The organism is Streptomyces sp. NPDC086080 (genome assembly GCF_044540255.1).
Taxonomy (GTDB): Bacteria; Actinomycetota; Actinomycetes; order Streptomycetales; family Streptomycetaceae; genus Streptomyces.
Map to the genome: position 1 here is coordinate 47,335 of NZ_JBITRU010000016.1, position 25,730 is coordinate 73,064.

The 25,730-nt window shown below is 72.0% G+C and carries 22 protein-coding genes; 12 read left to right on the forward strand and 10 right to left on the reverse strand.

Annotated elements, in window-relative coordinates:
• The first annotated feature begins 5 nt into the window (after nucleotides 1–5).
• Together ACIF9R_RS19940 and ACIF9R_RS19945 are read left to right on the forward strand one after the other, a co-directional pair.
• Complete coding sequence (locus ACIF9R_RS19940; protein ID WP_399981622.1) at nucleotides 6–533, forward strand: hypothetical protein; 528 nt, start codon at nucleotides 6–8, stop codon at nucleotides 531–533.
• Nucleotides 534–702: 169 nt separating this feature from the next.
• Nucleotides 703–900 (forward strand): hypothetical protein, encoded by a 198-nt coding sequence (locus ACIF9R_RS19945; protein WP_399981625.1) that lies wholly within the window; start codon nucleotides 703–705, stop codon nucleotides 898–900.
• Between the two features lie 25 nt (nucleotides 901–925).
• On the opposite strand, the gene ACIF9R_RS19950 is transcribed toward ACIF9R_RS19945, so the two are convergent.
• Nucleotides 926–2,329, reverse strand: coding sequence for a DUF2252 domain-containing protein (locus ACIF9R_RS19950; protein ID WP_399981627.1), 1,404 nt, complete (start codon nucleotides 2,327–2,329; stop codon nucleotides 926–928).
• 168 nt (nucleotides 2,330–2,497) lie between these two features.
• Here ACIF9R_RS19950 and ACIF9R_RS19955 point away from each other — a divergent pair, with 168 nt between their 5' ends.
• From ACIF9R_RS19955 to ACIF9R_RS19980, 6 genes are all read left to right on the forward strand, one after another.
• Complete coding sequence (locus ACIF9R_RS19955; protein ID WP_399981630.1) at nucleotides 2,498–2,968, forward strand: SHOCT domain-containing protein; 471 nt, start codon at nucleotides 2,498–2,500, stop codon at nucleotides 2,966–2,968.
• A gap of 29 nt (nucleotides 2,969–2,997) precedes the next feature.
• Nucleotides 2,998–3,447, forward strand: a complete 450-nt coding sequence (locus tag ACIF9R_RS19960; RefSeq protein ID WP_399981632.1) for a hypothetical protein — start codon at nucleotides 2,998–3,000, stop codon at nucleotides 3,445–3,447.
• Nucleotides 3,448–3,988: 541 nt separating this feature from the next.
• The gene (locus tag ACIF9R_RS19965) at nucleotides 3,989–4,816 is read left to right on the forward strand and encodes a class II glutamine amidotransferase (protein ID WP_399981634.1); all 828 of its coding nucleotides are present in this window, start codon (nucleotides 3,989–3,991) and stop codon (nucleotides 4,814–4,816) included.
• A 141-nt stretch (nucleotides 4,817–4,957) separates the two neighbouring features.
• Nucleotides 4,958–6,037 (forward strand): family 43 glycosylhydrolase, encoded by a 1,080-nt coding sequence (locus tag ACIF9R_RS19970; RefSeq protein ID WP_399981636.1) that lies wholly within the window; start codon nucleotides 4,958–4,960, stop codon nucleotides 6,035–6,037.
• Nucleotides 6,038–6,408: 371 nt separating this feature from the next.
• Complete coding sequence (locus ACIF9R_RS19975) at nucleotides 6,409–8,151, forward strand: PHP domain-containing protein (RefSeq protein ID WP_399981638.1); 1,743 nt, start codon at nucleotides 6,409–6,411, stop codon at nucleotides 8,149–8,151.
• The gene (locus tag ACIF9R_RS19980; protein WP_399981640.1) at nucleotides 8,133–8,657 is read left to right on the forward strand and encodes a hypothetical protein; all 525 of its coding nucleotides are present in this window, start codon (nucleotides 8,133–8,135) and stop codon (nucleotides 8,655–8,657) included. Before ACIF9R_RS19975 ends, ACIF9R_RS19980 begins: the two co-directional genes overlap by 19 nt.
• 49 nt (nucleotides 8,658–8,706) lie before the next feature.
• Here the strand turns inward: ACIF9R_RS19980 and ACIF9R_RS19985 are convergent, their stop codons facing one another.
• The 5 genes from ACIF9R_RS19985 to ACIF9R_RS20005 form a co-directional block, all read right to left on the reverse strand.
• Nucleotides 8,707–9,579, reverse strand: coding sequence for a carbohydrate ABC transporter permease (locus ACIF9R_RS19985; RefSeq protein WP_399981642.1), 873 nt, complete (start codon nucleotides 9,577–9,579; stop codon nucleotides 8,707–8,709).
• Nucleotides 9,576–10,529: a carbohydrate ABC transporter permease gene (locus tag ACIF9R_RS19990; protein WP_399981644.1), complete on the reverse strand. Its 954-nt coding sequence runs from the start codon at nucleotides 10,527–10,529 to the stop codon at nucleotides 9,576–9,578. The genes ACIF9R_RS19985 and ACIF9R_RS19990 overlap by 4 nt, the downstream gene beginning before the upstream one ends.
• A gap of 23 nt (nucleotides 10,530–10,552) precedes the next feature.
• Nucleotides 10,553–11,824 carry an ABC transporter substrate-binding protein gene (locus ACIF9R_RS19995; protein ID WP_399981647.1) on the reverse strand — a complete coding sequence of 424 codons (1,272 nt, stop codon included), beginning with the start codon at nucleotides 11,822–11,824 and terminating at the stop codon, nucleotides 10,553–10,555.
• A 184-nt stretch (nucleotides 11,825–12,008) separates the two neighbouring features.
• The gene (locus ACIF9R_RS20000; protein ID WP_399981649.1) at nucleotides 12,009–13,235 is read right to left on the reverse strand and encodes an ROK family protein; all 1,227 of its coding nucleotides are present in this window, start codon (nucleotides 13,233–13,235) and stop codon (nucleotides 12,009–12,011) included.
• Nucleotides 13,236–13,381: 146 nt separating this feature from the next.
• Nucleotides 13,382–14,635: an FAD-binding protein gene (locus ACIF9R_RS20005; protein WP_399981651.1), complete on the reverse strand. Its 1,254-nt coding sequence runs from the start codon at nucleotides 14,633–14,635 to the stop codon at nucleotides 13,382–13,384.
• Between the two features lie 156 nt (nucleotides 14,636–14,791).
• On the opposite strand from ACIF9R_RS20005, the gene ACIF9R_RS20010 reads away from it, so the two are divergent.
• Together ACIF9R_RS20010 and ACIF9R_RS20015 are read left to right on the forward strand one after the other, a co-directional pair.
• Nucleotides 14,792–16,123, forward strand: coding sequence for a radical SAM protein (locus ACIF9R_RS20010; protein ID WP_399981654.1), 1,332 nt, complete (start codon nucleotides 14,792–14,794; stop codon nucleotides 16,121–16,123).
• 239 nt (nucleotides 16,124–16,362) lie between these two features.
• Complete coding sequence (locus ACIF9R_RS20015; protein ID WP_399981657.1) at nucleotides 16,363–17,871, forward strand: cellulose binding domain-containing protein; 1,509 nt, start codon at nucleotides 16,363–16,365, stop codon at nucleotides 17,869–17,871.
• Nucleotides 17,872–18,395: 524 nt separating this feature from the next.
• On the opposite strand, the gene ACIF9R_RS20020 is transcribed toward ACIF9R_RS20015, so the two are convergent.
• From ACIF9R_RS20020 to ACIF9R_RS20035, 4 genes are read right to left on the reverse strand one after another with little or no spacing between them, the layout of a single operon-like run.
• Nucleotides 18,396–19,028, reverse strand: a complete 633-nt coding sequence (locus ACIF9R_RS20020; protein ID WP_399981659.1) for a hypothetical protein — start codon at nucleotides 19,026–19,028, stop codon at nucleotides 18,396–18,398.
• A gap of 6 nt (nucleotides 19,029–19,034) precedes the next feature.
• Nucleotides 19,035–20,366, reverse strand: a complete 1,332-nt coding sequence (locus ACIF9R_RS20025) for a (Fe-S)-binding protein (RefSeq protein WP_399981661.1) — start codon at nucleotides 20,364–20,366, stop codon at nucleotides 19,035–19,037.
• Nucleotides 20,363–21,745: an FAD-binding oxidoreductase gene (locus tag ACIF9R_RS20030; RefSeq protein ID WP_399981664.1), complete on the reverse strand. Its 1,383-nt coding sequence runs from the start codon at nucleotides 21,743–21,745 to the stop codon at nucleotides 20,363–20,365. Before ACIF9R_RS20030 ends, ACIF9R_RS20025 begins: the two co-directional genes overlap by 4 nt.
• Nucleotides 21,745–23,403 carry an L-lactate permease gene (locus ACIF9R_RS20035; protein WP_399981666.1) on the reverse strand — a complete coding sequence of 553 codons (1,659 nt, stop codon included), beginning with the start codon at nucleotides 23,401–23,403 and terminating at the stop codon, nucleotides 21,745–21,747. The genes ACIF9R_RS20030 and ACIF9R_RS20035 overlap by 1 nt, the downstream gene beginning before the upstream one ends.
• A 149-nt stretch (nucleotides 23,404–23,552) precedes the next feature.
• Between ACIF9R_RS20035 and ACIF9R_RS20040 the strand changes: the two genes are divergently transcribed.
• Together ACIF9R_RS20040 and rsgA are read left to right on the forward strand one after the other, a co-directional pair.
• Nucleotides 23,553–24,227, forward strand: a complete 675-nt coding sequence (locus tag ACIF9R_RS20040; RefSeq protein WP_399981669.1) for a GntR family transcriptional regulator — start codon at nucleotides 23,553–23,555, stop codon at nucleotides 24,225–24,227.
• Nucleotides 24,228–24,590: 363 nt separating this feature from the next.
• Nucleotides 24,591–25,682 carry a ribosome small subunit-dependent GTPase A gene (gene rsgA, locus ACIF9R_RS20045; protein WP_399981672.1) on the forward strand — a complete coding sequence of 364 codons (1,092 nt, stop codon included), beginning with the start codon at nucleotides 24,591–24,593 and terminating at the stop codon, nucleotides 25,680–25,682.
• The last annotated feature ends 48 nt before the right edge of the window (nucleotides 25,683–25,730 follow it).

Below are 25,730 nucleotides of genomic sequence, written 5' to 3' on the forward strand. Positions count from 1 at the left end.
AGGCCGTGACGGCCGGCGCCGGGCACCCGGCCCCGGACGGCGCGGCGGAGCCGGCGGAGCACGGAGCGCACGCGGACTACACGGGCGGCGTCTACGGGTCGATGCTCGCGGCCTCGGTGATCGTCGGGGCCGGCACGCTCGGCGCCTTCCCCCGCCTGGAGCTGGTGCTGCTGCTGTTGCTCACCGGCGTCGTGTTCTGGATCGCGCACGTGCACGCGCAGTTGTTCGGGGCGCGGTTGGCGCAGCGCGGTCCCGACCGTGGCGTCGTCCTGCGGGTGTGCCGGGAGGAGTGGACGATCGTGAAGGCCGCCGTGCCGCCGGCGGTGGCCGTGGGGGTCGGCCCCGTGCTCGGCCTCGGCGTGCAGGCGGGCCAGTGGTTCGCGCTGTCCGTCGCCGTGACGGGGCAGGTGGGCTGGTCCGTCGCGGCGGCCCGCCAGGCCGGTGCCGGCCGGCGCATGCTGCTCCTGTCGGCCGTGGTGAACCTCGTCCTGGGCCTGGTGATCCTCTCATGCAAGCTCTGGCTGAAGCGCTGAGGCGCTGAGGTGCTGAGGTGCTGACGTGCTGAGAACGGGGGAGGCGGTACGCGGGTCGAGGGGTCTGGGGTCTCTCACCTGTACGGGGTGAGCCGGGCTGGCGCCCGGGCGCCGACGATGGCACGGTACGGGCACGGCCGGCCTGTCCAGGCCACCCGGGGAGCGGCTCATGCGCTACGAAATCCGTGTGGACGGGCATCTCTCGGAACCGCTGATCAAGGTGTTCCCGGAACTCGACCACGTGACGATGCCGGGGCAGACCCTGCTGTTCGGGCATGTCGTCGACGAGGCGCACCTGTACGGGCTGCTGGCCCGCTGCCAGTCCCTCGGGCTGCGGGTCCTGGAGATGCGCCAGGTACCGGAGTGACCGGAGTGAGCCCCCGGGCGGCGAGTCACGCGGTTCGGGCGTGCACCCGGCCCGAGCGTACGGCGGCGCCCAGCGCCTCGAAGTCACGCTCGTTCCGGTCGGCGTAGTCCTGCGCGAACCCGGTGAGCGCCCGGTCGAAGCGGTCGCCGCGCCCCAGGTAGGCGGCGATGGCGACGGGATCGCCGGAGCGGGCGTGGGCCCGCGCCAGACTGGCCCCGCAGAGGCGCGCGAACAGCCGCAGCAGGCCCGGGTCCATGGTCTCCGGGCGGGCGATGCCCTTCCAGTCGCGCAGCTGACGCACGTAGAAGTCACGGGGGCGTCCGTCGAGCCCCACGGCGTGCGTCCAGCCCAGCAGGATGTCGCTGGTCGTCTGGATCAGCCGCTGCCCGGCCACCACGCGCCGGCCCTGATTGTCGAAGCGTTCGCCGTCCGTGTACGGGGCGAGCACCGACTCCTGCGCCTCCTTGGCCTGCAACAGCAGGGGATCGTCGTCGTCCCTGCCGAGCAGGAGCACGATCCAGCAACGCGTGCCGACGCTGCCGACACCGACCACCTTCCGGGCCACGTCGACCAGGTGGTAGCGGCCCAGCAGATGCCGGCGCTCCGACGACAGCGAACCCGCGTACCCGTCGAGGACGTCGCGCAGGGCCCGCTGCTCGGTGGAGGGGTCGTCCAGCAGGTCGCGCAGCGGCGTGATCAACGGCGGATCCGCGGCGATGCGCCGCCCCTCCGGCGTGACACGGGTGAGCTTCGCGAACGCCTGGAGATGCGTGCGGGTCCGGGCGCGCCGGGTCGCCTTCGTGGTGCGGCGCCGCGCCTCGTCGTCCAGCGACGAGGCCATGAGCTCGCGCAGCCGGTCGGCGTCGTCCTGCGCGTACCAGATATCGAGGGTGCGCATCCCCGCGAACTCCCGCATGCGACGGCGGTACGCGGCCACGCAGGCGCGCACCGCGTCGTCCTGCTCGTCGAGGGCGAAGCCGTTCGCCCGCCCGGCGACGGCGAAGCTCGCCGCCAGCCGCTTGACGTCCCATTCGAAGGGACCGGCGAGGGTCTCGTCGAAGTCGTTGATGTCGAAGACGAGACGGCGCTCGGGGGAGGCCAGCAGGCGGAAGTTGAGCAGATGGGCATCACCGCAGAGCTGCACGGTCAGCCCGGTGTCCGGAGCCGGACCGAGGTCCGCGGCCATGACGGCCGCCGCACCCCGGTAGAACCGGAAGGGGGATTCGAGCATGCGGCCGTAGCGGATCGGCACCAGCTCGGGAAGGCGGGTCGCGGACTGCCGCTCGATCACGTCGACGGGGTCGGGCCGGTTCCGGGGCTCCTTGAACGCCCCGTGGGAGGCGCGCGGGGCACGGCCGCGCGCGTTCTTGCCGTGCGCGGCCCGCTCGGCCGGTGAGAGGAAGCAGCTGAACGGACTCGGTACGGCCATCGCTGTCTCCCGCCTGCACCTCGGACGACGCCTGCTCGCCGCCCAGTCCACCGCGCCCGCGCCAGGACCGGATCACCCGTCCCGGGTGAGGCCGTGGAGGGCCGGGGGACGGACCATGACCACACGGGGGCCGACATGTCGGGCGCAAGCCCGGGACGGAGGACGGAGATGAGCGACGCCATGTACCTCGCGTACGACTACCCCCTGCTGAGCGCCTTCTGGACCCTGCTGATCGTCTTCCTGTGGATCATGTGGCTGGTCCTGCTCTTCCGGGTCGTCGTCGACATCTTCCGTGACGACGACCTGAGCGGCTGGGCCAAGGCCGGCTGGCTGGTGTTCACGCTCTTCCTGCCCTTCCTGGGCGTCTTCGTCTACGTGATCGCCCGCGGCAAGAACATGGGGCGCCGGGAGATCGCGCAGGCGCGCGCGCAGCAGGAGGCGTTCGACAGCTACGTCCGCGAGACCGCCAAGGGCGCCGACGGACAGCGCAGCAGCGTTGAGGATCTCGCCCGGCTGTCCGAGATCAAGGCACGCGGCGACATCTCGGACGACGAGTTCCGCAGGGCCAAGGAGCTGGTCCTGAGCGGTCACGGCCCGGCGGAGAACCCGGGCCCGTTCACCTCGTCCACGGGGCGCTGACCGCACGACACCGAATCGAGGCATCCGCCATGGCAGCGACACACCCGACACACGGAGCACGCGGCGCGACCGGCTCCCACGCGCCGGCCGCGAAGCGGCAGTGGGCCGAGGGCCTGACGGTCTTCGCCGCCGTCTCCCTCATGATCGTGGGAGTGCTCGACGTCCTCCGGGGCGTCATGGGCATAGCCGAGGACGACGTCTTCGTGTCGACGGAGAACTACGTCTTCAAGTTCGACCTCACCGCCTGGGGCTGGACCCATCTGGCGCTCGGCGTCATCGCGGTGCTCGTCAGCCTCGGCCTGGTCCGGGGAGCCCTGTGGGCCCGTGTCGCCGGCGTGGTGATCGCCGGGCTGCTCGTCATCGCCAACTTCCTGTCCCTTCCGTACTACCCGGTCTGGTCCGTCGTGATGATCGCCTTCTCCGGGTTCATCATCTGGGCGCTGTGCGTGGCGCGACCGGGTTCCCGCTCCGAACGCTGAGCCCTCGCCCCGCGCGGTGTCGCGGACCGTCGTCCGGAGGGACGTGGCGAGCCCTCTGCCGGCGCCCTTCACCCCCGCGGCCGGCGCGCCGTCCCCGCTCGCGGCCGTCGGCCCGCGCCGCGTGCTCCGGGTCTGCCGGCATCGCCGGGCCGGCACCGACGGCCGCGGGACCTTGGTGGTGGGCGGCCCGCCCGCTGCGGGACCGTTCGGTGGATCGGCCCCCCCGGGGGGCGCCGCGGGTCCGCGTTCCGTGCGGGCGTATGGGATGTGGGTACGCGGTGGGGCAGCGGTCCCCCCGAGTGGTCGGGCGAGACCGGGCCGGCCCCGAAGGCCGCGAGGGACGGGGCCCCGGAACCGGCGCGGGACCAGGCCGACCTCGGAACCGGCGCGGGACCAGGCCGACCTCGGAATCGGCGCGGGACCAGGCCGACCTCGGAACCGGCGCGGGACCAGGCCGACCCCGGGACGGCGGGTGACGATGCCCGGTCCCTGAGGGGGAACGACCGGACGACGGCCCCGTGGGGCCGGGAAGGCGGCGGACATGTGCCGTTGGCTCGCCTATTCGGGCACGCCGATCCTGCTCGACAGCATCCTCTACAAGCCGGCCCACTCGCTGATCGACCAGAGCCTGCACGCCAAGATGGGCGTCGAGACCACCAACGGTGACGGGTTCGGAGTCGGCTGGTACGGGCAGGGCAGCGACAGTCCCGCGGTCGTCCGCGACATCGGTCCCGCCTGGAGCGACCGCAACCTGCGGGAGATCGCCCGGCACGTCGTCTCGCCGCTGTTCTTCGGCCATATCCGGGCCTCCACCGGCACGGCGGTGCAGCAGACCAACTGTCACCCGTTCCGGCACGGCCCCTGGATGTGGATGCACAACGGCGCGATCGAGGGCTTCCACCTCATCCGGCGCGACCTGGCGATGTCCGTCGACCCGGGCCTGTTCGCCGACATCGAGGGGTCCACGGACTCCGAGATGATGTTCTACCTGGCGCTCACCCTCGGTCTGGAGGGGGATCCGCCGGGCGCCGTCGCCCGGATGGCCGGCCTGGTGGAACGCACCGGCCGCGCGCACGGCGTGGACTTCCCCCTGCAGATGACGGTCGCGGTGACGAACGGCGAACGCCTGTGGGCCTTCCGCTACTCCAGCGGGAAGAGGACACGCTCGCTGTTCTACAGCACCAGCGTGGCCACCCTGCGCTCCCTCCACCCGGACCTGGCCTTCCTGCGCGAGATCGCCGACGACGCCCGCCTCATCGTCTCCGAGCCGCTGGGCGATCTGCCCGGCGCCTGGAACGCCGTCCCCGAGGGCACCTACGGCGTGGTGCAGCCCGGCGGGGACCGGATGCACGCCTTCGCGCCCGCGTAGAAGGCGGTTTCCGTCCGGTCCCGCCGGACCCGTTGACCTCCCGGCGGCACACCCTTACCTTTTCGGCGTTCGTCATGTCAGATGACGTTCGGTATACCGAGCACGCTCGTCCTTCGTCCTCCCCCACGAGAGGCAGACCGCATGAGCCGCGCCGCCGACCTCCCCGCCCCGTCCCCCGCCCGCAGACTCCTGCTGAAGGGTGCCCTCGCCGCGGGCGCCCTGGCCGCGGCGGCCCCCGCCGCCCACGCCGCGGCACCCCGGAAAGCGGCCCCGTACGTGAACCCGCTCGTCCGCAACCGGGCCGACCCGCACATCACCCGCCACACCGACGGCTTCTACTACTTCACCGCCACCGCGCCCGAGTACGACCGGATCGTCCTGCGCCGCTCCCGCACGCTGAACGGCCTGTCCCGCGCCGCCGAGTCCGTCATCTGGCGGGCGCACCCCACCGGTGACATGGGTGCCCACATCTGGGCGCCGGAGATGCACCGTGTCGCCGGCAGGTGGTACATCTACTTCGCCGCCGCGCCCGCCGAGGACGTGTGGGCCATCGGCGTGTGGGTCCTGGAGAACGCCCACCCCGACCCCTTCAAGGGCACCTGGGTGGAGAAGGGGCGGATCAGGACGGCCTGGGAGACCTTCTCCCTGGACGCCACCACCTTCGCCCACCGCGGCACCCGGTATCTCTGCTGGGCCCAGCACGAACCCGGCATGGACAACAACACCGCCCTCTGGCTCTCCGAGATGGCCGACCCCTGGACCCTGACGGGACCGCAGATACGGCTGTCCACGCCCGAGTACGGCTGGGAGCGCGTCGGGTTCGCCGTCAACGAGGGGCCGTACGTCCTGAAGCGCAACGGGCGGCTGTTCATGACCTACTCCGCCAGTGCCACCGACGCCAACTACTGCATGGGCCTGCTGACCGCCGACGAGGACGGCGACCTCATGGACCCGGCGAACTGGTCCAAGTCGCCCGTCCCCGTCTTCACCAGCAACGACACCACCCGGCAGTACGGCCCCGGTCACGGCTGCTTCACCGTCGCCGAGGACGGCCGTACCGACGTCCTCGTCTATCACGCCCGTCAGTACAAGGAGATCGACGGCGACCCCCTGCACGACCCCAACCGGCACACCCGCGTCCAGAAGCTCGGCTGGAAGGCGGACGGGACCCCCGACTTCGGCGTCCCCGTGGCCGATGGCGCGGCGGGGGAGGGGAGTTGAATTCCTCCGTCCACGGCGCCACCGCGTACGCGGAACCGGTCCGTGACGAACTGTTCGACCTGAGTCTGGTGCACAAGGGCCTTGTCGGGGTGGGATGAGCCCCTGGGGCGTTCCGACCGGAACCGGGGCGCCCCAGGCCCGTGCCGCCCCGTGGGGCACGGTTCCGACCCGACGTCCGGGTGGTGGGGGACGGCGAGTCCGAGGAGTGGGGAGAGCCGGGCGATCCGGGGTGCGAACCCGGTCCATGGAGGCAGCGGCGAGCCGTCGCGTCAGAGGCATGTGCCGATCACCCGACGGTGGTGCCTCGTTCATCCGCCGCCTCGATCCTCCTCACGCGGCGTGGTCGCGCCGCGGCATCGAGGAGACACTTCATGGGCCACGGACACGGGCACACGCACGGACCGCACCACCACCACGGGCACGACCACGGGCACGACCACCGGCACGAGGCGACGGCGCCCCTGCCCGCCGCCTTCGACACCTCCGTACCCGACGAGGCACTGAACCCCGAGCAGAAGTCCCGCCGCACGCTGCTGCGCCGGGCCGGGCTGCTCGGCGCGGGGCTCGCGGCCGGGACCGTGCTGCCCGTCGGCGGCACCGCGCCCGCGCACGCGGCGGGCGACAGCCGTCGCGGCAAGGGCGGCGGCAAGGGCAACAAGGGCTTCCTCTGGCTGGCGGGCGATCACCACATCCACACCCAGTACAGCAGCGACGGCAAGTACCGCGTGGTCGACCAGGTCCGCCAGGGCGCCCGGCACGGCATGGACTGGCTGGTCATCACCGACCACGGCAGCGTCACCCACGCGAGGATCGGCGTCGAGAAGGTCAACCCGGACGTCAGGGAGGCCCGCGCCGCCTACGAGGACACCCTGGTCTTCCAGGGCCTGGAGTGGAACATCCCGGCCGCCGAGCACGGCACCGTCTTCGTCCACCCCGGCCCGGGCGAGGTCTCCGTCCTCAAGCAGTTCGAGACCGACTACGACGGCGGCGTCAAGGGCGCCACCAGCTCCACCCCCGCCCATGAGGCGCTCGCCGTGGCGGGTCTCCACTTCCTCGCCGACCAGGTGAGACGGCGCAAGGTCCGCGACGCCCTGATGCTGGCCAACCACCCCGCGCGCAAGGGCATCGACTCCCCGCACGAGATCCGTGCCTGGCGCGACGCCACCGGCAGGGACCGGCAGATCGCCGTCGGCTTCGAGGGTGCCCCCGGCCACCAGGCCGCCGGCCTGCCCAAGCCGCTCGGCATGGGCCGCGCCCGCGGCATCTACGACGGCAGCCCCGGCGCCAACTCCTTCGTCGGCTATCCGCTGGAGAGCTACCGCACCTGGGGCGGCTTCGACTGGATGACCGCCACGGTCGGCGGTCTGTGGGACAGCCTCCTCGCCGAGGGCCGCCCCTGGTGGATCACCGCCAACTCCGACTCCCACCAGGTCTACGCCGACACCGCCGTCCGCGGCCCGGGCGGCGACTTCGCCACCGACGGCCGGTACCCCGACCCCGTCTACGGCGGCGGGATCGACGTCACCGAGGGCGACTACTGGCCCGGCCAGTACAGCCGCACCCACGTCGGTGCCGACGGCTTCTCCTACGCCGCCGTCATGGACGGCATCCGCGCGGGCCGTATCTGGGTCGACCACGGACAGCTCATCAGCGGCCTCGACGTCCGTGTCTCCGGCGGCGGCCGCTGGGCCACGCTCGGCGGCGCCCTGCACGTCCGCAAGGGCACCCGGGTCACGCTGACCGCCGACATCGCCCTCGCCGGCGGCCCCAACTGGGCCGGTTTCACCCCCGAACTCGCGCGTGTCGACGTCATCCAGGGTGATGTCACCGGACCGGTCGCCGACAAGGACACGTTCACCGCGCCCACGGCGAAGGTGGTCCGCTCGTACGAGATCGACAAGTCGGCCGGCACCGTCCGCGTCACCTTCGACCTCGGCCGCGTCGACCGCCCGCTGTACGTCCGGATGCGCGGCACCGACGGCAACCGGTCCGCCGTCGGCGCGAGGGGCGCCGAGGTGGACCCGGCGGGCCCCGCCATCGATGTCGTCGGCGACGCCGACCCGTGGCGCGACCTGTGGTTCTACACCAACCCGGTGTGGGTCCTGCCGTCGTGACCCCGTACGCCCTCACGGTGGACGCGGGTGTCACGGACCTGCTCGACGCCGACCGTCTGCTGCACCGGATGGCGGCCGGACTCGACCTCCCCGAGGACCTGTTCGGCTGCACCCACCTGGTGCGCGACGACCGGCCGCGCGTCGTGGTGTCCCTGTCCCTGCCCTCGCGACCGCTCCCGGACACCCTCCGGGAGCGGCTCGCGGGGTACGGTGCCGTCTCCCCGGGACTGCCCGACCCGGCGGGACGCGCGGTGCTCTATCCGGGCGTCCGCACGCTCACCGGCACGACGACCGTCGCGGAGCTCCTCGACCGCTCCGCGATCGCCCGCGTGACGGTGCTGGGCACGCCCGTGCCGCCCGGTCCGGGGACCCGCGTGATGACCCGCGACCATGTGCGGCCGCAGTGGCAGCGGGACGAACTCGTCCTCGCCGCCACCCCGGCCCGGGGCGGCACCCTCGTGCCGTTCGAGGCCCCGGACCCCACGCCCTGCTGCGCGGACCACTGACCGGGGCGGACGGTGGTCCAGGGGGTGCGCGACGACACGGGTCTCCCCCTCAGCCCTTGATCCCGGTCTGTGCGATGCCCTGGACCAGCCAGCGCTGGAGGAACAGGAACACGCACACCAGGGGGAGGATGGAAATGGCCGTGGCCATGAAGATCAGATGGAAGTTGACGGTCTGGTTGGTCATGTAGGAGGAGAGGGCGACCTGGACGGTCCAGGCGCTCGGGTCCTGGCCGATGACCAGGGGCCACAGGAAGGAGTTCCAGCCGCTGATGAAGGTGATCGTGGCGATCGCGGCGAAGAAGTTCAGCGAGTTCGGCACGACGACCCGCCAGTACGCGCCCCAGTAGCCGAGTCCGTCCACCCGCGCCGCCTCCTCCAGCTCCCTGGGGAACCCCAGGAAGTACTGCCGGAACAGGAAGCAGGTGAAACCACTGAAGAGCCCCGGAATGATCAGACCCCGGTAACTGTCCACCCAGCCCAGCGAGGAGACCAGCACGAAGCTGGGCACGAAGGTGACCGCGGTCGGCACCATCAGGGTCACCAGCACCGCGTAGAACACCTTGTCGGCGTGCCGGTACGGGATGCGGGCGAGACCGTAGCCGGCGAGCGAGCAGACCAGCAGGGTGCCGGCGGTGTGCGCCACACCGACGACCGCCGAGTTCCACAGCGAGCGGGCGAAGTCGACCGTCGGATCGTCGAACGGCTCGGTGATGTTGCCCCATTGGACGTCGCTGGGGAAGAACGTCCACTCCTCGCCCGTGATCTCGGCGTCCGTGGACAGGGCGCCCCGCACGATGAGATAGAACGGGACGAGGAACAGCAGCGCGGCGACGGCCGTGGCGGCGTACAGGCCCGCGGAGCCGACGACGCTCCCGCGCCGGACCCGGCGCGAGGTCCCCGGCTCGGGCGTGGTGGTGGTCACTTCGATCCCTCCCCCTTGCCGAAGCCCATGATCCGGCCCTGGAGCAGCGTCACCAGACAGATCAGCAGCGTCAGAATGAGCGCGCCCGCGCTGCCGGCGCCGTAGTCCTGGTTGTCGCCCAGCGCCTTGTAGTACAGCTCCACCAGGGGCGGCCGCCCCCAGGTGGTCTTGTTGAGCAGGTTGAAGAACTCGTCGAAGGCCTGGTACGCCGCCACGAGCAGCAGCAGGACCACGGCCGTCGAGGTCGTGCGCAGCTGCGGCAGCGTGATGTGCCGGAACGTCTGCCAGCCGGGTTTCGCCCCGTCGATGGCCGCCGCCTCGTACAGCTCGGGCGGGATGTTCTGCAGCGCCGCGAGGAACAGGATCATGTAGAAGCCGGCCTGCAGCCACAGCCGTACGGTGACGATGACCAGCCAGTACCAGGGAGGGTCGGGGCTGGCCAGCCAGGCGGTGGTGTCGGCGCCGAACCAGCCGAGGACCGTGTTGGCGAGTCCGAAGCGCACGCCGTTGAAGATGGACATCTTCCAGATGAGCGAGGCGGCTACGTAACTCACCGCCGTGGGCAGGAAGAACACCGACCGGAAGAACGCCCGCATGAAGCGCAGCCGGTTGACCGCGAGGGCGAGTGCGAGCGACAGGGCCCAGGTGGTGGGGACGATGATCGCGGCGAAGACGGTGAAGGTGACGAGGGAGCCCATGAACTCGTCGTCGGTGAGCATGGTGCGGTAGTTCTCGAAGCCGACGAACTCGCTGGGCGTGACGGTGAAGCGGGCCTCGAAGAGCGACAGCCAGGCGCTCCAGAGGATGGGGACGTAGACGAAGACCAGCAGGCCGATGAGGAAGGGACCGGTGAACAGCCAGAAGGCGAGGGTGCCGGCGGCCCGCGGGCTCCGCCGTGGCCGGGCGGGGGCGGGGCCGGTGACCTGGCGCCGTGTGGTGGTGGTCGACATCGTGTGAGTGCCCGTCCGCCGCTCTATCCGAAGAGTTTGTCGAGCTCGCGGTTGACCTTCGTGTCGGCCTTGCCGAGCTCGGCGTCCGGGTCACCGCCCTTGCGGACACAGTTGGCGAGGACGTCCTCCAGGGCGCTGATCATCGCCTGGGTCCAGCCGATGTTGTCGAAGTGGCCGAACTCGTTGAACAGCCGTACGCCCTCGGCCGGAAGGCCCGACTTCAGCTTGTCGGCGGACTCGGCGATGGAGGTGCGCGGCGGGATGTGGAAGCCGTAGGAGAGCGCCCAGTCCTCCTGGTACTCCTTCCGGTCGATCCACAGCCACTTCACGTACTCCTTGGCCGCTTCCACGTTCTTCCCCTTGGCGTTGACGAACATCGACCAGCCGCCGTTGTAGACGGCCTGCTTGCCGGACGGGGTGGCCTTGGGGAAGGGGAAGATGCCCAGGTCGTCGCCCAGTGCCTCCTGCATCAGGGGCATGGCCCACATCCCGCACCACTGGATGGCGGTGAGCCCCTGGTTGAGCGCGGAGGGGTCCCAGAAGTCGGTCGGCGCGTCGAGCAGCAGGTCGCCGCTGGAGAACAGCGTGCGCAGGGTGCGGAAGCCGTCGGCGACACCGTCCGTGTGGTACGCGATCTCGTTGTTCGCGTCCAGGGTGTCGGCACCGGACGCCCAGATCAGCGGGTTGACGATCGAGTGCATGGTGTTGCCGAGGTAGATGCCCTTGACCTTGTCCGTGGTCAACTCCGCTGCCGTGGCGAGGAGTTCGTCGAGGGTCCGCGGGATGCCGACGCCCGCCTTGTCGAAGAGCGACTTGCGGTAGAAGAAGAACTGGGGGTCGTCGATCATCCGTATGCCGTAGATCTTGCCGTCGACGGTGTGCGACTGGATGTCGGCCGGGTTGAAGTCGTCCTTCACCGGGTCGATCAGCTCGGTCAGATCGGCCACCTGACCGCTCTTGACGAGCTGGATCTGCGGATGGAACTCGAAGACGTCCGGCGCCTTGTCGGTGAGCAGCGAGGCGAACAGCTTGCTCTCGAAGTTGGAGCCCGTGATCCACTGCGTGGACACGTCCGCTTCCCCGTAGGCCTTGGCGTACCGCTTGATCGCCTGCTCGGTGCCGGCCTCGCCGTAGGCGTGGAAGTACTGGACCAGGGATGTGCCCGACCCCGAACCCGAGCCGCCCCCGCGGCCGTTGTTGCCGCCGCACGCGGCGAGCCCGCCGGCGGCGGTGAGTCCCAGGGCGCCGCGGAGTACTGCTCGGCGGTCCCATGTGCTGCTGTTCGATCCCGGCATGTCGGCGTCCTCGTCTCTTGTGCGGCTGTGGCTGCGACTGCGGCTCGGCTGGGTGGTGCGCTCAAGGACTTGCGGTGCGCGGGACGTTAACCTTCGGCCAATACTTCGGCAAGGGGTTGGACAAAGTGCGGTCGAAGTGGTGGGGGCTGTTCGTGATGACGAACAAGACGTTCCGGCGCGGGCGTTACCGCCGGGCGCCGGAGGTCCGGCTCCCGGCGCCCTTCCCGGCCGACTGCAACGCGCCCTCCAGCGCGAAGGTCGCCGCTCCCAGGCACACCGGGTCGGTCGGGATCGGGGAGAGGACGATCCGGGTGGCGGCCAGCGGACGGCGCAGCGCGTGCCGGGCCACGGCGGAGCGCACCTCGTCGAGCAGCGGCTCACCGAACGCGGCCGCGACCCAGCTGCTGAGCACGACCACCTCCGGGTTGAAGAGGTTGATCAGACCGGCGACACCGGCACCCAGATAGCGGGCGGTGTGCCGGAGCACCTCCAGGGCCACCGGATCGCCCGCGCCCACACCCCGGGCGAGCGCGTCGACGGTGGCCGTCTGGTCCTCCGCGTGCAGCAGCGGGCTGTCCGGGCTCAGCTCCCGCAGGTTCAGCATGATCCCGGGCGCCCCCGTGTACGTCTCCACACACCCCCGGTTGCCGCAGTGGCACGGGCGGCCGTCCAGGACGAGCGTGGTGTGCCCCCATTCGCCGGCGCTGTTGCTCACGCCCCGGTGCACCCCGCCGCCCAGCACCAGCCCGGCGCCCACCCCGGTGCCGAGGTTGACCACCACCGCGTCCCCGTGCCCGCGCGCCGCCCCGAACCACAGCTCGGCCACCGCGCAGGCGCGCAGCGGATTGTCCAGATACAGGGGATAGGCGATGTGCTCGGCGAGCAGATCGAGCAGCGGCACGTCGTGCCAGTCCCAGTTCGGCGCGTACGCGGAGACGCCGGTGTCCCGGTCCACCTGGCCCGGCACGCTCACCCCCGCCCCGAGCACCCGCGCGCCCTCCACCCCGGCCTGCGCCACGACCGCCCCGACCGCCGTGGCGACATGCCCCACGACCTGCTCGGGGCGGCCGTCCCCGGGGCGCATTTCCTGCTGGGCGCGGGCCAGGACGTTCAGCGCGAGGTCGAACAGCTCGACCCGGACATATGTCTCGGCCAGGTCGACACCGATCAGCGCGCCCCCGGACGCGTCGACGGCCACCAGCCCCCGGGGGCGGCCCCCGGCCGAGTCCTCGAAACCGACCTCGGTGATCAGGCCGAGGCCGAGCAGCTCACCGACCAGGGTGGCTACGGTGGCGACACTCAGCCCGGTCGCGGCCGCCAGTTCCTGCCGTGAGGTGGGCGACGCGGCGATGATCTGGCGCAGTACCTGATAGCGGTTGGCCGTACGGATGTCCCGTGATGTGCGCTTCACCGTCAGCTGCCCCCCTCCCTGCCGGGCCGGGCCGGCACCGGCGCGCGGCAAGGCTACGCACGCGACGGAACGTTCGACAAGGGCTTAGGAAAGGGGCTGGACGAAGTCCGGAGCGGACGGTGGGAAGGAGCGTCGGGCACGCGCGGTCAGTCGCCCAGCACGTCCCGGACGAAGGCGTTGGTGAACGTGCCCCGCGGGTCCAGGTCACGCACGAGCGCCCGGAAGTCGTGCAGGCGCGGATAGCGGGCGTGCAGCTCCGCCGCCGGCGTGGTGAACACCTTGCCCCAGTGCGGCCGCGCGCCGAACGGTGCCAGCGCCTCCTCCACCCGGGTCACCACGGGCAGCACCGTCCGGGTGTCCTCGACCCAGGTGAAGTGGACGGCCACCGTGTCCCGCCCGTGGGAAGGGCCGAGCCACTGGTCGTCGGCGGCGACGGTGCGCACCTCGCAGGTCTGCAGCACCGGCGCGACGGTCTCCCGGATCCCGTCCAGCGCCCGCAGCGCGCGAACGGCCGACCCGCGCGGCATCAGGTACTCCGACTGGAGTTCCGCCCCGCTGCTCGGCGTGAACTCCGCCCGGAAATGCGGCAGCCGCTCGTGCCAGGGGCCCGGCACCCCGAACTGCTCGGTGCAGTTCACCGCCGGCATCCCCGGCACCGGATGCATCTTCTCGGTCGCGGCGGCGGCCCAGGGGATGTCCGCCGGCGGCTGATCGGTGCGCCGCTTCACCCACACCTGGCCGAAGCCCGGCTCCCGCCAGTCGGTGAACAGACTCACGCTGTACGCCGCCGACATCACCTTCTCGAACGTGGCGTCGTCCAGCCCCTCCAGGGGCATCCCGGTGAACACCCGCTGCTCGACCTCGAAGGCCGGCTCCAGGTCCAGGGTGAGCGCGGTGACGACACCGAGCGCGCCCAGCGAGGTGACCGCGCCGCCGAACCGCTCGTCGCCGCGCGCCACGGTCACCGTCGAGCCGTCCGCCGTGACCAGTTCCACCGCGCGCACGGACGAGGCAAGCGGGCCGTTGCCGACCCCGGAGCCGTGGGTGCCGGTGGCGACCGAACCGGCCACCGAGATGTGCGGGAGCGACGCCATGTTCGCCAGCGCCAGCCCCCGCCGGTGCACCTCCCGGGCCAGCTCCGCGTAGCGCACCCCGCCCCCGACCCGTACCGTCCGGGCCGCCGTGTCCACGTCGATGCGCGCCGGGAGGGCGTCGAGGGAGAGCAGCACACCGCCGGCACCGGCATCGGCGATCGTGTTGAAGGAGTGCCCGCTGCCCAGGGCCCGCACCCGGGGGCTCGCGGCGACCAGCGCGCGCAGCGCGTCCAGGGTGTGCGGGCGGTGCAGTTCCCCGGCGGCGTACGTGATGTTGCCCGCCCAGTTGGTCACGCTCTCGGCCATCCCTCGTCCTTCCCGGCCCTCGGGGCCGGAAAGGGCCCCGTCCGGAACATATCCCGGGAGTGACCCACGCCATGTGGGGGGACCCGCCACCCCGGATGCCCGGCCGGGGGCATACCGTGAGGAGTCGTACGTCCGAACCGGGAGGAGAACGCGTCGATGGGCAGCCGCACCGCGCTGGTCGAGGATCTGATGGAGCGGTTCCCGCACGTACCGCGCGAGGCCGTGCTCAAGGAGGACCTGCTGCGCGGCGGTGTGGCCTTCGACCCGTCCGCGCTCAGCGACAACGAGAGCGGCGAGGTCAAGCCGAAGTCGTACTTCATCTTCTCCTTCGACCACGGCACCCTGCCCGAGCTGGGCGAGGCCGCGCTGCGGCGCCCGCCGGAGGAGATCATCCTCACCGGCGGCCCGTACGACCTGCGCCGCACGGTGGTGTCGGTGCGGGTGAACCCGGCCTCCCCCTACCGCGTCGCCGCCGACGAGCACGGCGTGCTCGGTCTCTACCTCGACGGCAAGCGGATCTCGGACGTCGGGGTGCCGCCCATGCCCGAGTACTACCGGCACACCCTGTCCAACGGGAAGTCGGTCATGGAGGTGGCCCCCACCATCCAGTGGGGCTATCTGATCTACCTGACCGTCTTCCGGGTCTGCCAGTACTTCGGCGCCAAGGAGGAGTGCCAGTACTGCGACATCAACCACAACTGGCGCCAGCACAAGGCGGCCGGCCGGCCCTACACCGGGGTGAAGGACGTCGAGGAGGTCCTCGAGGCCCTGGAGATCATCGACCGGTACGACACGGCGAAGGCCTCCACCGCCTACACCCTCACCGGCGGCGCCATCACCAGGACCGTCTCGGGACGCGACGAGGCGGACTTCTACGGCCACTACGCCAAGGCCATCGAGGAGCGCTTCCCCGGCCGCTGGATCGGCAAGGTCGTCGCCCAGGCGCTGCCCCGCGACGACGTGCAGCGCTTCAAGGACTACGGCGTACAGATCTACCACCCCAACTACGAGGTGTGGGACGAGTACCTCTTCAAGATGTACTGCCCGGGCAAGGAGCGCTACGTCGGCCGCGACGAGTGGCACCGGCGCATCCTGGACTCCGCGGACGTCTTCGGCGCGAGCAACGTGATCCCCAACTTCGTGGCGGGCGTGGAGATGGCCGAGCCGTTCGGCTTCAAGACGGTCGACGAGGCCATCGCCTCCACCACCGAAGGCCTGCGCTTCTTCATGTCGCACGGCATCACGCCCCGCTTCACCACCTGGTGCCCGGAGCCCACCACCCCGCTCGGCAAGGCCAACCCGCAGGGCGCCCCGCTGGAGTACCACATCCGGCTGCTCCAGGCATACCGGCAGACCATGGAGGACTTCGGTCTGTCCTCGCCCCCCGGCTACGGCCCGCCCGGACCCGGCCAGGCCGTGTTCTCGGTCAGCTCCTTCATGGACAGCCTGCCGGCGCGGGAGCCCGCCGAGACCGCCGAGACCGCCTGAGGCACCCGGGGCGGCCCGCCTCCGCGGGCGTCTCGTCAACAAGGAAGGCCGGAACCGAGACGTTCCGGCCTTCCTTGCGTATTGTCCACGCGAGGGGTTGCGAAGCGGCCACGGAAAGTGAAGACAGCGCTTGTCAGTTGTGCAGAGAACGTGCGAAGCTCTCGTCCACTGCCGCGAGGTTCCCCTCAACTCCAAAGTCGGAATGGCGAGTTGACCTCGCTCGTGGATGCAGGAGTCTCATGCCCGACCTGCCGAGCCCTCAGGACGCCACCGAGGCGGCGCTGTTCTCCGAATGCTGGGACGCGGTGCTCTCCTACGCCGATCTCTGCACGGCGGGTTCCACCGCCGCGGCACAACTGGCCCGCGAGGCCTTCGCCCAGGGCATAGGAGAGCTGCGCGCCGCGGAGGCGGGCAGCCTGCGCGGCACCGGCCGCCGTTCCAGCCGGCTGCCCCGGATACCCCTGCTGCTGACGGCCGTACGCACCACCGCGGCCGCCTGGGAGGAATCGGGGCAGGGGCACAAGCTCGACCCCGACCTCCGGCTGTGGCTGCACTCCGACCAGGCCGCCCGCTACACCGGCCCGCCGCTCGGACGCCCGGTCGCCGTACGCGGACTGCGCGATCTCCAGCAGGCGGACGCCGAACTGCTGTGGCTGGCCGACGCGGAGGCCCTGCCGCTGCCGCTGATCGCCCGCCGGCTCGGCCTCGACCCCGACACCGTGGCCGACGAACTCGCCCAGGTGTCCCGCCTGTTCCGGGACCGCTGCCACCGCAACCATCTCGACTCCCCGATGGGCGCGGAGTGCCGCAGCTACGCCCGGCTCCTCGACGCGGTCACCCGCTCGCCCGCCGCGGACACCCCCGAGGACCTCTCCCGGCACCTCGCCACCTGCCAGCAGTGCGCCGAGGCAGCCGCCTGTCTGCGGCTGCACGGCGGGGGACTGCCCGGGGCGCTGGTCGGCGGGGTGATCGGCTGGGGCGGCCTCGCCTACCTGGAGCGCCGCCGGCGTGCCGCCGAGGTACGGCTCGGCGCCGGACGCCCGGACCGGGCCGACGCCGGCACCGGTGACCCGGCCGACCAGAACGGCCGGACGCGCGTCGCCCGGCACGGACTGCTGGCCGCCGCCGCCCTCGTCTCCCTGCTCGCGCTCGCCGTCTCGCTGATGCCCTTCGGGGAGCGCACCGCCGAGAGCGCGGCCCGCCCCGACCCCGAACGCCCGCCGGCGGCCGACCCCGGCCCCTCGCTGCCGCCGGCCCCCACCGCCCCGACCGCCTCCACCGTCCCGTCCGACGACGCCACCCCCAACGCCCCGCAGGCGACCGCGGAGCGCACACCGGAGCGGAAGGACCCCGACCCCGACTCCGTACCCGAACCCCAGGGCACCTCCTCCGGCACCGCCGCGCCCGAGACCACCGCCGCCCGCAGCGGGCCCGCCCCCTGCCGGGTCGACTACGACCTGGTCAACCAGTGGCCCGACGGCTTCCAGGCCACCGTCACGGTGACCGCACCGCACCCGCTCGACTCCTGGCGCGTCGGCTTCACCTTCGAGGACGGCCAGCGCATCACCCAGGTGTGGGACGCCTCGGCGAGCCAGGACGGCTCCCGCGTCACCGCCACCGCCGCCGACTACAACAAGAGGGTCGCGGCCGGCGGGAAACTCGCCTTCGGTTTCCTCGCGTCGTGGCACGGCACCAACTCCCCGCCCACCGACGTCACCCTGAACGGCGCTCCCTGCGTCCACGCCTGACGCCGGCCAACACGCGGCGCCTGGTCGACTCGGGAGAGTGGCGGCAGGTACGTCCCCTCCCACCCCTGTCAGGCAAGGGGGAAGCGCTTGCCTGACGCCGCGTCTGCGCCACGATCCGCCGGACGGGCTCCACTCAGGCCTGCCGCGAACGTCCTGTCGGCCCGGCGCTCCTGGAGGCCGCCGGAGACGGCGCTCCCGTGGCGACCCCGCCCGGCGGGACCGCACGGTGTGCGGTGCCGGTGGTGTGCGCGGCAGCGGCCCGGAGCCGACGGCTTCGAGGGCGAAGGCCTTCTTCGGCTCGCCGGCTTCCGCGCGGATCGTTCCCGTCCCGAACCGGCCCGCCGCGCCGACCGTGGCCCGCCGCGCCGACCGTGGTCCGGCGGGCCGGCCGTGGTCGGGTGGGTGGCACCCCCCCCGGTGCTGGCCCTGGTCCGGGGTGCGGCAGTGGTCCGGCGTGCGGCCATGGTCGGGTGGGTGGCACCGGTCCGGCGGGCCGGCCGGGCACCGGACCGGCGCGCCGTGGGTCAGGGCATGCCGCCCTGGGCGATGTCGCCCATCTGCGGGAAGGCAACGACCGGCGGCCCCGGTTGCCGGGCGGGGGCCGGTGCGGGGGACGGGTCGGCGGCCCGGGGCCGGTGCACGGGGTGCATGCCGAAGAGCGAGCCGGTCGCGGCCGCCACTTCGGCGGCGCGGTCGGCCGACTCCCCCGCCGGTACGGCCAGCCGGCGCAGGGCACCGGCGAACACGTCCTCCACCAGCTCCAGTCTGCGGGGCAGGCCCGCCGTACCGGTCGCGTCGCCGCGTGGCCGGACGGACAGGGCGGTGAGGATCTCCTCCGCCCTGTACCGCGCCACGGTGAGGGCCTCCCAACCGGACGGCCGCGATGCGGCGCCGCCCCCGGCCCCCGGCACGGGCAGCCCGAGGACATCGAGGATCCGGTGGCCCACGGTCGAGTGCCACCCGGTCAGGGCGCCGTGCAGCTCGGCGTGCAGACCGTCGAGGAACGTCAGCAGTCCCGCCGCGCCGTCGGGCGAGCCGCGGTACCGCTGCCGGAAGCCACCGCCGTACTCCCCGGGGTCGCCCAGATACTCCCGAAGGTCACCCAGACTGTGCGCCACGGCGTCGGCCGCGGCCTGGCAGGCGTGATCTGTGGGCATGCGATCTCACCGCTCCGTCGTGTCGGCCGCACCGGCTCCGGGAGCCGGCCGGCCGGGCCCCTGCTCCGCCGCCAGGGCGAGGAACTCGGCCAGATGGATGGCCTTCGCGCGGGAGCGGACACGGCGCAGTCCCTGTTCGAGCTGTCGCAGACAGCCCGGATTCAGCGCCACGACGTAGTCCACGTCCGCATGCTCCACCTCCGTCAGTTTCGGGTCCAGCACCTTCTTGCTGTCGGCCGGCCGGAGCATCGCGTAGGTTCCGGCCGCGCCGCAGCACTGTCCCGCGCCGGGCAGCTCGACGTAGTCGGCCACTTCGGCGATCAGCTCACGGGGAGGTCGGGTCACTCCCAGACCGTTGCGCAGGTGGCAGGAGTCCTGGAGGGCGGCCCGCGCTCTGCGGCCGTCGACCGTGACCTGCCCGGCCGGCCGGTGCCCTCGCTCGTCGAGGTATTCGCTCAGCTCCCGTACCCGGTCGCGGCCGAGGTGGTGCGCGAGGTGTGCGGCGCAGCCGCCCGCCGTGGTGAGGACGGTGCCCGGCAGTTGTTCGCCGAGCGTGCGGGCGAGCTTCTCACCGGTGGCCGAGTCGCCGTTGTGCGCGTGCAGCGCGCCGCAGCAGCCCTGCGCGGCCGGCACGTCCACCTCCGGGCACAGGCGCCGTACGGCTTGCGACACCTCCGGGTAGAGGCCGCGTTCCACACAGCCCAGCATCAGGGACACGGGCTGCTCCGGCCCCTCCGCCGGATTCGTCGCCGGCGGGGACGACGGAGACGACGAGGGCGCGGGTGTGGCATCGCGCGGCTCCGTCTTCCTGCCCGGGCCGCGGGCATGACGCCGCACGAGCCCCTGGAGGCGCAGCAGCCCCGGCCGGGAGACCAGCGCCATCAGGCCCCGCGCGATCCACGGCCGGTTACGGCCGCTCCACTGGTGGTCGCGCCACTGCTCCAGCAGTTGGCCGTACTCCACGCCCGCCGGGCACACCGTCTCGCAGGCACGGCAGCCGAGGCAGAACGAGGACTCCTCGGCCAGCGTGGGATCGTCGGGACCGAGGTCCCCGGTCTCCAGGGCCCGCATCAGGGTGATGCGCCCGCGCGGGGACGAGGTCTCCTCGCCGGTGAGGGCGTAGGTGGGGCAGGCGGGCAGACAGAACCCGCAGGAGATGCAGCGGTCCAGCAGTTCCTTGTCGAAGATCCCGAGGCCCGGCGCTCCGGGCGCCGGGGAAGCGGTGGGAGCGGGGGAAGCGGGGGAGGCCGTGGGGGCGGGCCCGCAGGCCCCTCCGGCGCACCCGGCGCCGGAGGAGCCGCACGGGCCGGAGTTGTCCACGGTGTCGTGGTCGGTCATGAGCCGAGCTTTCCGGGGTTGAGGATGCCTGCGGGGTCGAAGGCCTTCTTGATACGGCGCAACAGGGCGACCTGGTCGTCCCCGAGCCGGTCGGCCAGGTACGGCAACTTGGCCGCCCCCACGCCGTGTTCGCCGGTGATGGTGCCGTCCATCCCGATCGCCGCGGCGAAGATCTCGGCGAAGGCCTTGTGGGCGCGGTCGGCGCCCTCGCCGTCGTCGGGGTCCAGCACACAGGTCGGGTGCAGATTGCCGTCCCCGGCGTGGCCGAAGGTGGCGATCCGCAGGTCGTACCGGTCGGCGATGGCGTCGATGCGGTCGACCATCTCGGCCATGCGGTGCCGGGGCACGGTGGCGTCCTCGAGGATCGTCAGCGAACCCAGCCGGGACAGCGCCGGCAGGGAGCAGCGACGGGCGGCGAGCAGCGCCTCCGCGCGGGCCACGTTCTCCGCGAGCGTGACCTCCAGCGCACCGTTGTCCCGGCAGACGTCCCCGATCCTGGCGAGGTTCCCGGCGACGTTCGCCGCCGAGCCGTCGTCACCGAACAGCAGCAGCGCACCGGCGTCCTCGCGCAGGCCGAGGCCGGCGAACGCCTCGACCGCGTCGATGCACTTGCGGTCGAGGAACTCGAGGGTCGCCGGGACGATCCCGGAGGCGATGACGGCCGCCACCGCGCGGGAGGCGTCGGCGAGGCTGTCGAAGTACGCCACTCCGGTGCCGGTCTCGGCGGGTGCCGGGAGCAGCGCCACGGTGGCCTCGGTGATCACCGCGAGGGTGCCCTCGGAGCCGGTGAGCAGCCGGGTCAGGTCGTAGCCGGCGACGTCCTTCCACAGCCTGCCCCCGGTGCGGATGACCTCACCGGTGGGCAGGACGGCCTCGAGCCCGAGGACGTAGTTGCGGGTGACGCCGTACTTGAGCCCGCGCAGGCCCCCGGCGCAGGTCGCCACGTTGCCGCCGATCGTGGAGACGGTCCTGCTGCCCGGATCAGGGGCGTAGAGCAGGCCCTTGGCGGCCGCGGCGTCCGCCAGCACGGCGGTGGACACCCCGGTCTGCGCGCGGGCCAGCAGTTCGTCGGGGCTGATTTCGAGCAGCTCGTTCATCCGGGTCAGGACCAGGACGATCCCGCCGGTCAGCGGCACGGTGCCGGCGCACAGGTTGGAGCCGGCACCCCGCGGCACCACGGGGATGCCGCGGGCGGTGGCGTAGCGGAGGACCGCCGCGACCTCCTCGGTGCCGCCGGGCAGCACCACGGCCTGCGGCCGGGAGTGGAAGAGCGGGGTGGCGTCGCGGGCGTACGCGGTGAGGGCGCCGTCGTCGGTCCGTACATGGTCCTGCCCCACGATCGCGGCCAGGTCCCTGGCCAGATCGGTGCCGGCGGGCATCAGCGCACCACCATCCAGTCCAGGACCGGGGTCGACTGGAGGTAGACCAGGCCGCAGACCACGACGAGCATGCCGAGACCCCAGCCGACGACCTTGCGGAACAGCTCGCCCTCCCGGCCTTCGAGGCCGACGACCGCCGCGGCGATGGCGAGGTTCTGCGGGGAGATCATCTTGCCGAGCACACCGCCGGTGGTGTTGGCCGCGCCGAGCAGATAGGCGGAGATGCCGGTCTCCTCGGCGGCGGTGACCTGGAGCATGCCGAAGAGGGAGTTGGAGGAGGTGTCGGAGCCGGTGACGGCCACGCCGAGCCAGCCGACCACGGGGGAGAGCAGGGCGAAGGCGGCGCCGGTCTGCGCCAGGAACAGGCCGAGGGTGACCGTCTGGCCGGACAGGTTCATCACATAGGCCAGGGCGAGCACCGACATCACGGTGACGATCGTCCAGCGGAACTGGCGGATCGTGTCGATGTAGGCGCCCGAGGTCCGCCGGCCGCCGATGCCGTAGAGGATGGCGGTGAGCAGTCCGGCCACCAGCAGGACGGTTCCGCCGGCGTTGAAGATGTTGAAGTTGTACGTCAGGGCGGACAGCGGCTCACCCTTGGCGTTGACGACGTCCAGGCCGGGCCAGGCGAACTTCCAGCCGGAGTGGGCATCCAGCCAGGCCTTGACGGGTCCGGCGGTGGCCACGGAGAAGAGCGCCACGACGATCAGGTACGGGGCGAAGGCCTTGAGGGCGGAGCCCTCGCCGGTCTGGCGGCGCCGTGCGATCGCGTCCGAACGGTCGGTGGCGGTGGAGCCGCCGGCGATGACCGGGGTCTGCGCCTGCGCGGCCAGCACCTCCTTGGGCTGCCAGACGCGCAGCATGCCCACGACGGCCAGGGCGCCCGCGAAGGCGGCCACGATGTCGGCGATCTCGTACGAGATGTAGTTGGCGCTGACGAACTGGGCGGCGGCGAAGGCGAATCCGGCGACGAGGGCGATCGGCCAGGTCTGCTTCACACCGCGCCTGCCGTCCACCATGAAGACCAGGACGAGCGGCACGAACAGGGCGAGCAGCGGGGTCTGGCGTCCGACCATGGCGCCGAGGTCGGCCGCGTCCATGCCGGTGATCTTGCCGAGGGTGGTGATCGGGACCGCGATGGCGCCGAAGGCGACCGGGGCGGTGTTGGCGACGAGGGAGACCGCGGCGGCCTTCATCGGCCGCAGGCCGACGGCCATCAGCATCACGGAGGAGACGGCGACCGGGGTGCCGAAGCCGGCGAGCGCCTCGAGCAGCGCGCCGAAGCAGAACGCGATGATCACGGCCTGGACCCGCTGGTCACCGGAGAGTGATCCGAAGGCCCTGCGCAGCACCGCGTCCCAGCCGGTGATCTCGGTCATCTTGTAGATCCACAGTGCGTTCAGCACGATGAAGATGATCGGAAACAGGCCGAACGCGGCTCCCTCGCTCGCGGCCAGCGCCGCCTGCCCGACGGGCATCGAGTAGGCGAAGACCGCCACCCCCAGCGCGACCGCCAGGGACACCAGCGAGGCCTTCCACGCCTTCCACTTCAGCCCGCCCAGCAGCACGAACAGGGTGACGAGGGGAAGTGCGGCGAACAGCGCGCTCCATGCGAGAGACCCCCCGACGGGGTCGAAGATCTGTTGGTAAGCAGCCATGACGCGTCCTTGCTTCATGTCCGGAAATGGACGTGATCCCCGTCACTCCTGTGTGCGAGGTCGGTCGATTGTCAGACAATCGAACTTGTCTGTCAATGGATCGCGTACGCCTGCGTGAGAGAATGACGTCGTTCCCTTCGGAGGTATTCATGGCTCAGGACGCCGCCATCCGGCTGTCCACCGTCTCGGTCGTCGAGGCTCTTGCCGCATCCCTGCGCGACCGGGTGCTCGACGGTCAGGTGAGGCCGGGCACGGCCATAGCCGAAACCGAGATCGCGACCGACTACGGCGTCTCGCGGCCCACCGCCCGCAGTGCGATCACCGTCCTGGTCCATGAGGGACTTCTGCACCGCCACGCCAACAAGTCGGCCTATGTGCCCCATCTCACCTGGGGCGACGTCGACGATCTGTTCCTGGTCCGCACGCCGCTCGAGACGCACGTCGTACGGGTTCTCGTCGAGCGCGACGCGGTACCGGTGACCGCCGCCGAGCGGGCCATCGCGGATCTCGGGCGGCTCGACCCCGACGCGCCGCACAGCGCCTTCGTCGAATTCGATCTGGGCTTCCACCAGTCACTGGTGGACGCGATCGGCAGCCCCCGGCTCAGCCGGCTCTACCGGGGCATCAAGGGCGAGATGCACCTGTGCATGGTGCAGACCCGGCACACCCTGGGGCGCGAGCGCATCGTCGCCGAGCACGGCGCGATACTGGACGCGCTGCGCGCCGGTGACGCCGAAGCGGCGATCCGCCGCATGGAGGCCCACCTGGACGGTGCGCGCAGCTCGCTGCAGCGCATCTTCGAGGAGGACCGGACGCCCGTGTAGGACGCCGTCACGGACCCCGGGGACGGGCCGCTGGTCCGGTCCCGGGTTGCCGTTGGCCCGGTCCCGGGTGATCCCCGGTGGTCCGAGGCCCGCACCCGGGGGAAAAAGCGATGGCACGCGGGCCCATGGCCCCCTAAGGTGAGTCCCGCAGCGTTCGACGACCGGAGTCGCGAACGCCCATGATGTCGATCCGAGTGCGCAACGGGAGGTGTGACCGATGGCTGTCGCCGCGACGGGCCGTGCCCGCATCCAGACGTTCGTCCACTCCACCTCCGTGGCCACCGGCTGACCTCACCTTTCCTGTTCCGCGTGCGTAACACGGCACGCGGCCGCCGGGGCCACCCTTGAGAAGGGTCACCCCTCTTGAGTTCCCACTCTCCTTCGTCCGCGCTCGCCCCTTACGGCTGGAACGACGCCTGGGCCGACGCGTTCGCCCCGTACGCCGAGGACGGGCTGCTGCCCGGACGCGTCGTCCGGGTCGACCGCGGGCAGTGCGACGTCGTCACCCCCGGCGGGATCCTGCGGGCCGACACCGCCTTCGTCACCCCGCACGACCCCCTGCGGGTCGTGTGCACGGGCGACTGGGTCGCCGTCGAACCCGGCGGCAATCCCCGCTACGTCCGCGCGTATCTGCCGCGCCGCACCGCCTTCGTGCGCTCCACCTCCTCCAAGCGGTCCGAGGGGCAGATCCTCGCCGCCAACGTCGACCACGCCGTCGTCGCCGTCTCGCTCGCGGTCGAACTTGACCTGGCCCGCGTCGAACGGTTCCTCGCGCTGGCCTGGGAGTCCGGTGCGCAGCCGGTGGTCGTGCTCACCAAGGCCGACCTCGTGCCGGACGCCGCGACCCTCGCGCATCTCGTCCAGGACGTCGAGACCAGCGCGCCGGGCGTGCCGGTCCTCGCCGTCAGCGCAGTGGACGGGGTCGGCCTGGACGTCCTCACCGCCGTCACGGCCGGGGGCACCTCGGTGCTGCTCGGACAGTCCGGCGCCGGAAAGTCCACCCTGGCCAACGCGCTCCTCGGCGAGGACGTCATGGACGTCCGGGCCACCCGGGACGCCGACGGAAAGGGCCGCCACACCACGACCACCCGCAACCTGCTGGCGCTGCCCGGCGGGGGTGTCCTCATCGACACCCCGGGGCTGCGGGGCGTCGGCCTGTGGGACGCCGGAACCGGTGTCGGCCAGGTGTTCGCCGAGATCGAGGAGTTCGCCGAGGGCTGCCGGTTCCACGACTGCGCCCACGAGAGCGAGCCGGGCTGCGCCGTCCTCGAAGCCATCGAGACCGGGCAGCTGCCGCAGCGCCGCCTGGACAGCTACCGCAAGCTGCTCCGGGAGAACCAGTACATCGTGGCCAAGACCGACGCCCGGCTCCGCGCGGAGATCCGCAAGGACTGGAAGCGCAAGGGCGCCCTCGGCAAGGCGGCGATGGAGGCCAAGCGGGGCCGTCTGCGGTAGGTCCCGTCGTCACCACCGTGATGTCCGATTTCCGCCAGCCGGGGCATC

What these genes read in the sequence shown, in the direction of transcription:
- ACIF9R_RS19945 (WP_399981625.1), top strand. Translation starts at nt 703, where the DNA reads ATGCGCTACGAAATCCGTGTGGACGGGCATCTCTCGGAACCGCTGATC.
- ACIF9R_RS19950 (WP_399981627.1), bottom strand. Translation starts at nt 2,329, where the DNA reads ATGGCCGTACCGAGTCCGTTCAGCTGCTTCCTCTCACCGGCCGAGCGG.
- ACIF9R_RS19960 (WP_399981632.1), top strand. Translation starts at nt 2,998, where the DNA reads ATGGCAGCGACACACCCGACACACGGAGCACGCGGCGCGACCGGCTCC.
- ACIF9R_RS19955 (WP_399981630.1), top strand. Translation starts at nt 2,498, where the DNA reads ATGAGCGACGCCATGTACCTCGCGTACGACTACCCCCTGCTGAGCGCC.
- ACIF9R_RS20005 (WP_399981651.1), bottom strand. Translation starts at nt 14,635, where the DNA reads ATGGCCGAGAGCGTGACCAACTGGGCGGGCAACATCACGTACGCCGCC.
- ACIF9R_RS19970 (WP_399981636.1), top strand. Translation starts at nt 4,958, where the DNA reads ATGAGCCGCGCCGCCGACCTCCCCGCCCCGTCCCCCGCCCGCAGACTC.
- ACIF9R_RS19965 (WP_399981634.1), top strand. Translation starts at nt 3,989, where the DNA reads ATGTGCCGTTGGCTCGCCTATTCGGGCACGCCGATCCTGCTCGACAGC.
- ACIF9R_RS20010 (WP_399981654.1), top strand. Translation starts at nt 14,792, where the DNA reads ATGGGCAGCCGCACCGCGCTGGTCGAGGATCTGATGGAGCGGTTCCCG.
- ACIF9R_RS20035 (WP_399981666.1), bottom strand. Translation starts at nt 23,403, where the DNA reads ATGGCTGCTTACCAACAGATCTTCGACCCCGTCGGGGGGTCTCTCGCA.
- ACIF9R_RS20020 (WP_399981659.1), bottom strand. Translation starts at nt 19,028, where the DNA reads ATGCCCACAGATCACGCCTGCCAGGCCGCGGCCGACGCCGTGGCGCAC.
- ACIF9R_RS20040 (WP_399981669.1), top strand. Translation starts at nt 23,553, where the DNA reads ATGGCTCAGGACGCCGCCATCCGGCTGTCCACCGTCTCGGTCGTCGAG.
- ACIF9R_RS19990 (WP_399981644.1), bottom strand. Translation starts at nt 10,529, where the DNA reads ATGTCGACCACCACCACACGGCGCCAGGTCACCGGCCCCGCCCCCGCC.
- ACIF9R_RS20015 (WP_399981657.1), top strand. Translation starts at nt 16,363, where the DNA reads ATGCCCGACCTGCCGAGCCCTCAGGACGCCACCGAGGCGGCGCTGTTC.
- ACIF9R_RS19995 (WP_399981647.1), bottom strand. Translation starts at nt 11,824, where the DNA reads ATGCCGGGATCGAACAGCAGCACATGGGACCGCCGAGCAGTACTCCGC.
- ACIF9R_RS20025 (WP_399981661.1), bottom strand. Translation starts at nt 20,366, where the DNA reads ATGACCGACCACGACACCGTGGACAACTCCGGCCCGTGCGGCTCCTCC.
- ACIF9R_RS19975 (WP_399981638.1), top strand. Translation starts at nt 6,409, where the DNA reads ATGGGCCACGGACACGGGCACACGCACGGACCGCACCACCACCACGGG.
- ACIF9R_RS20030 (WP_399981664.1), bottom strand. Translation starts at nt 21,745, where the DNA reads ATGCCCGCCGGCACCGATCTGGCCAGGGACCTGGCCGCGATCGTGGGG.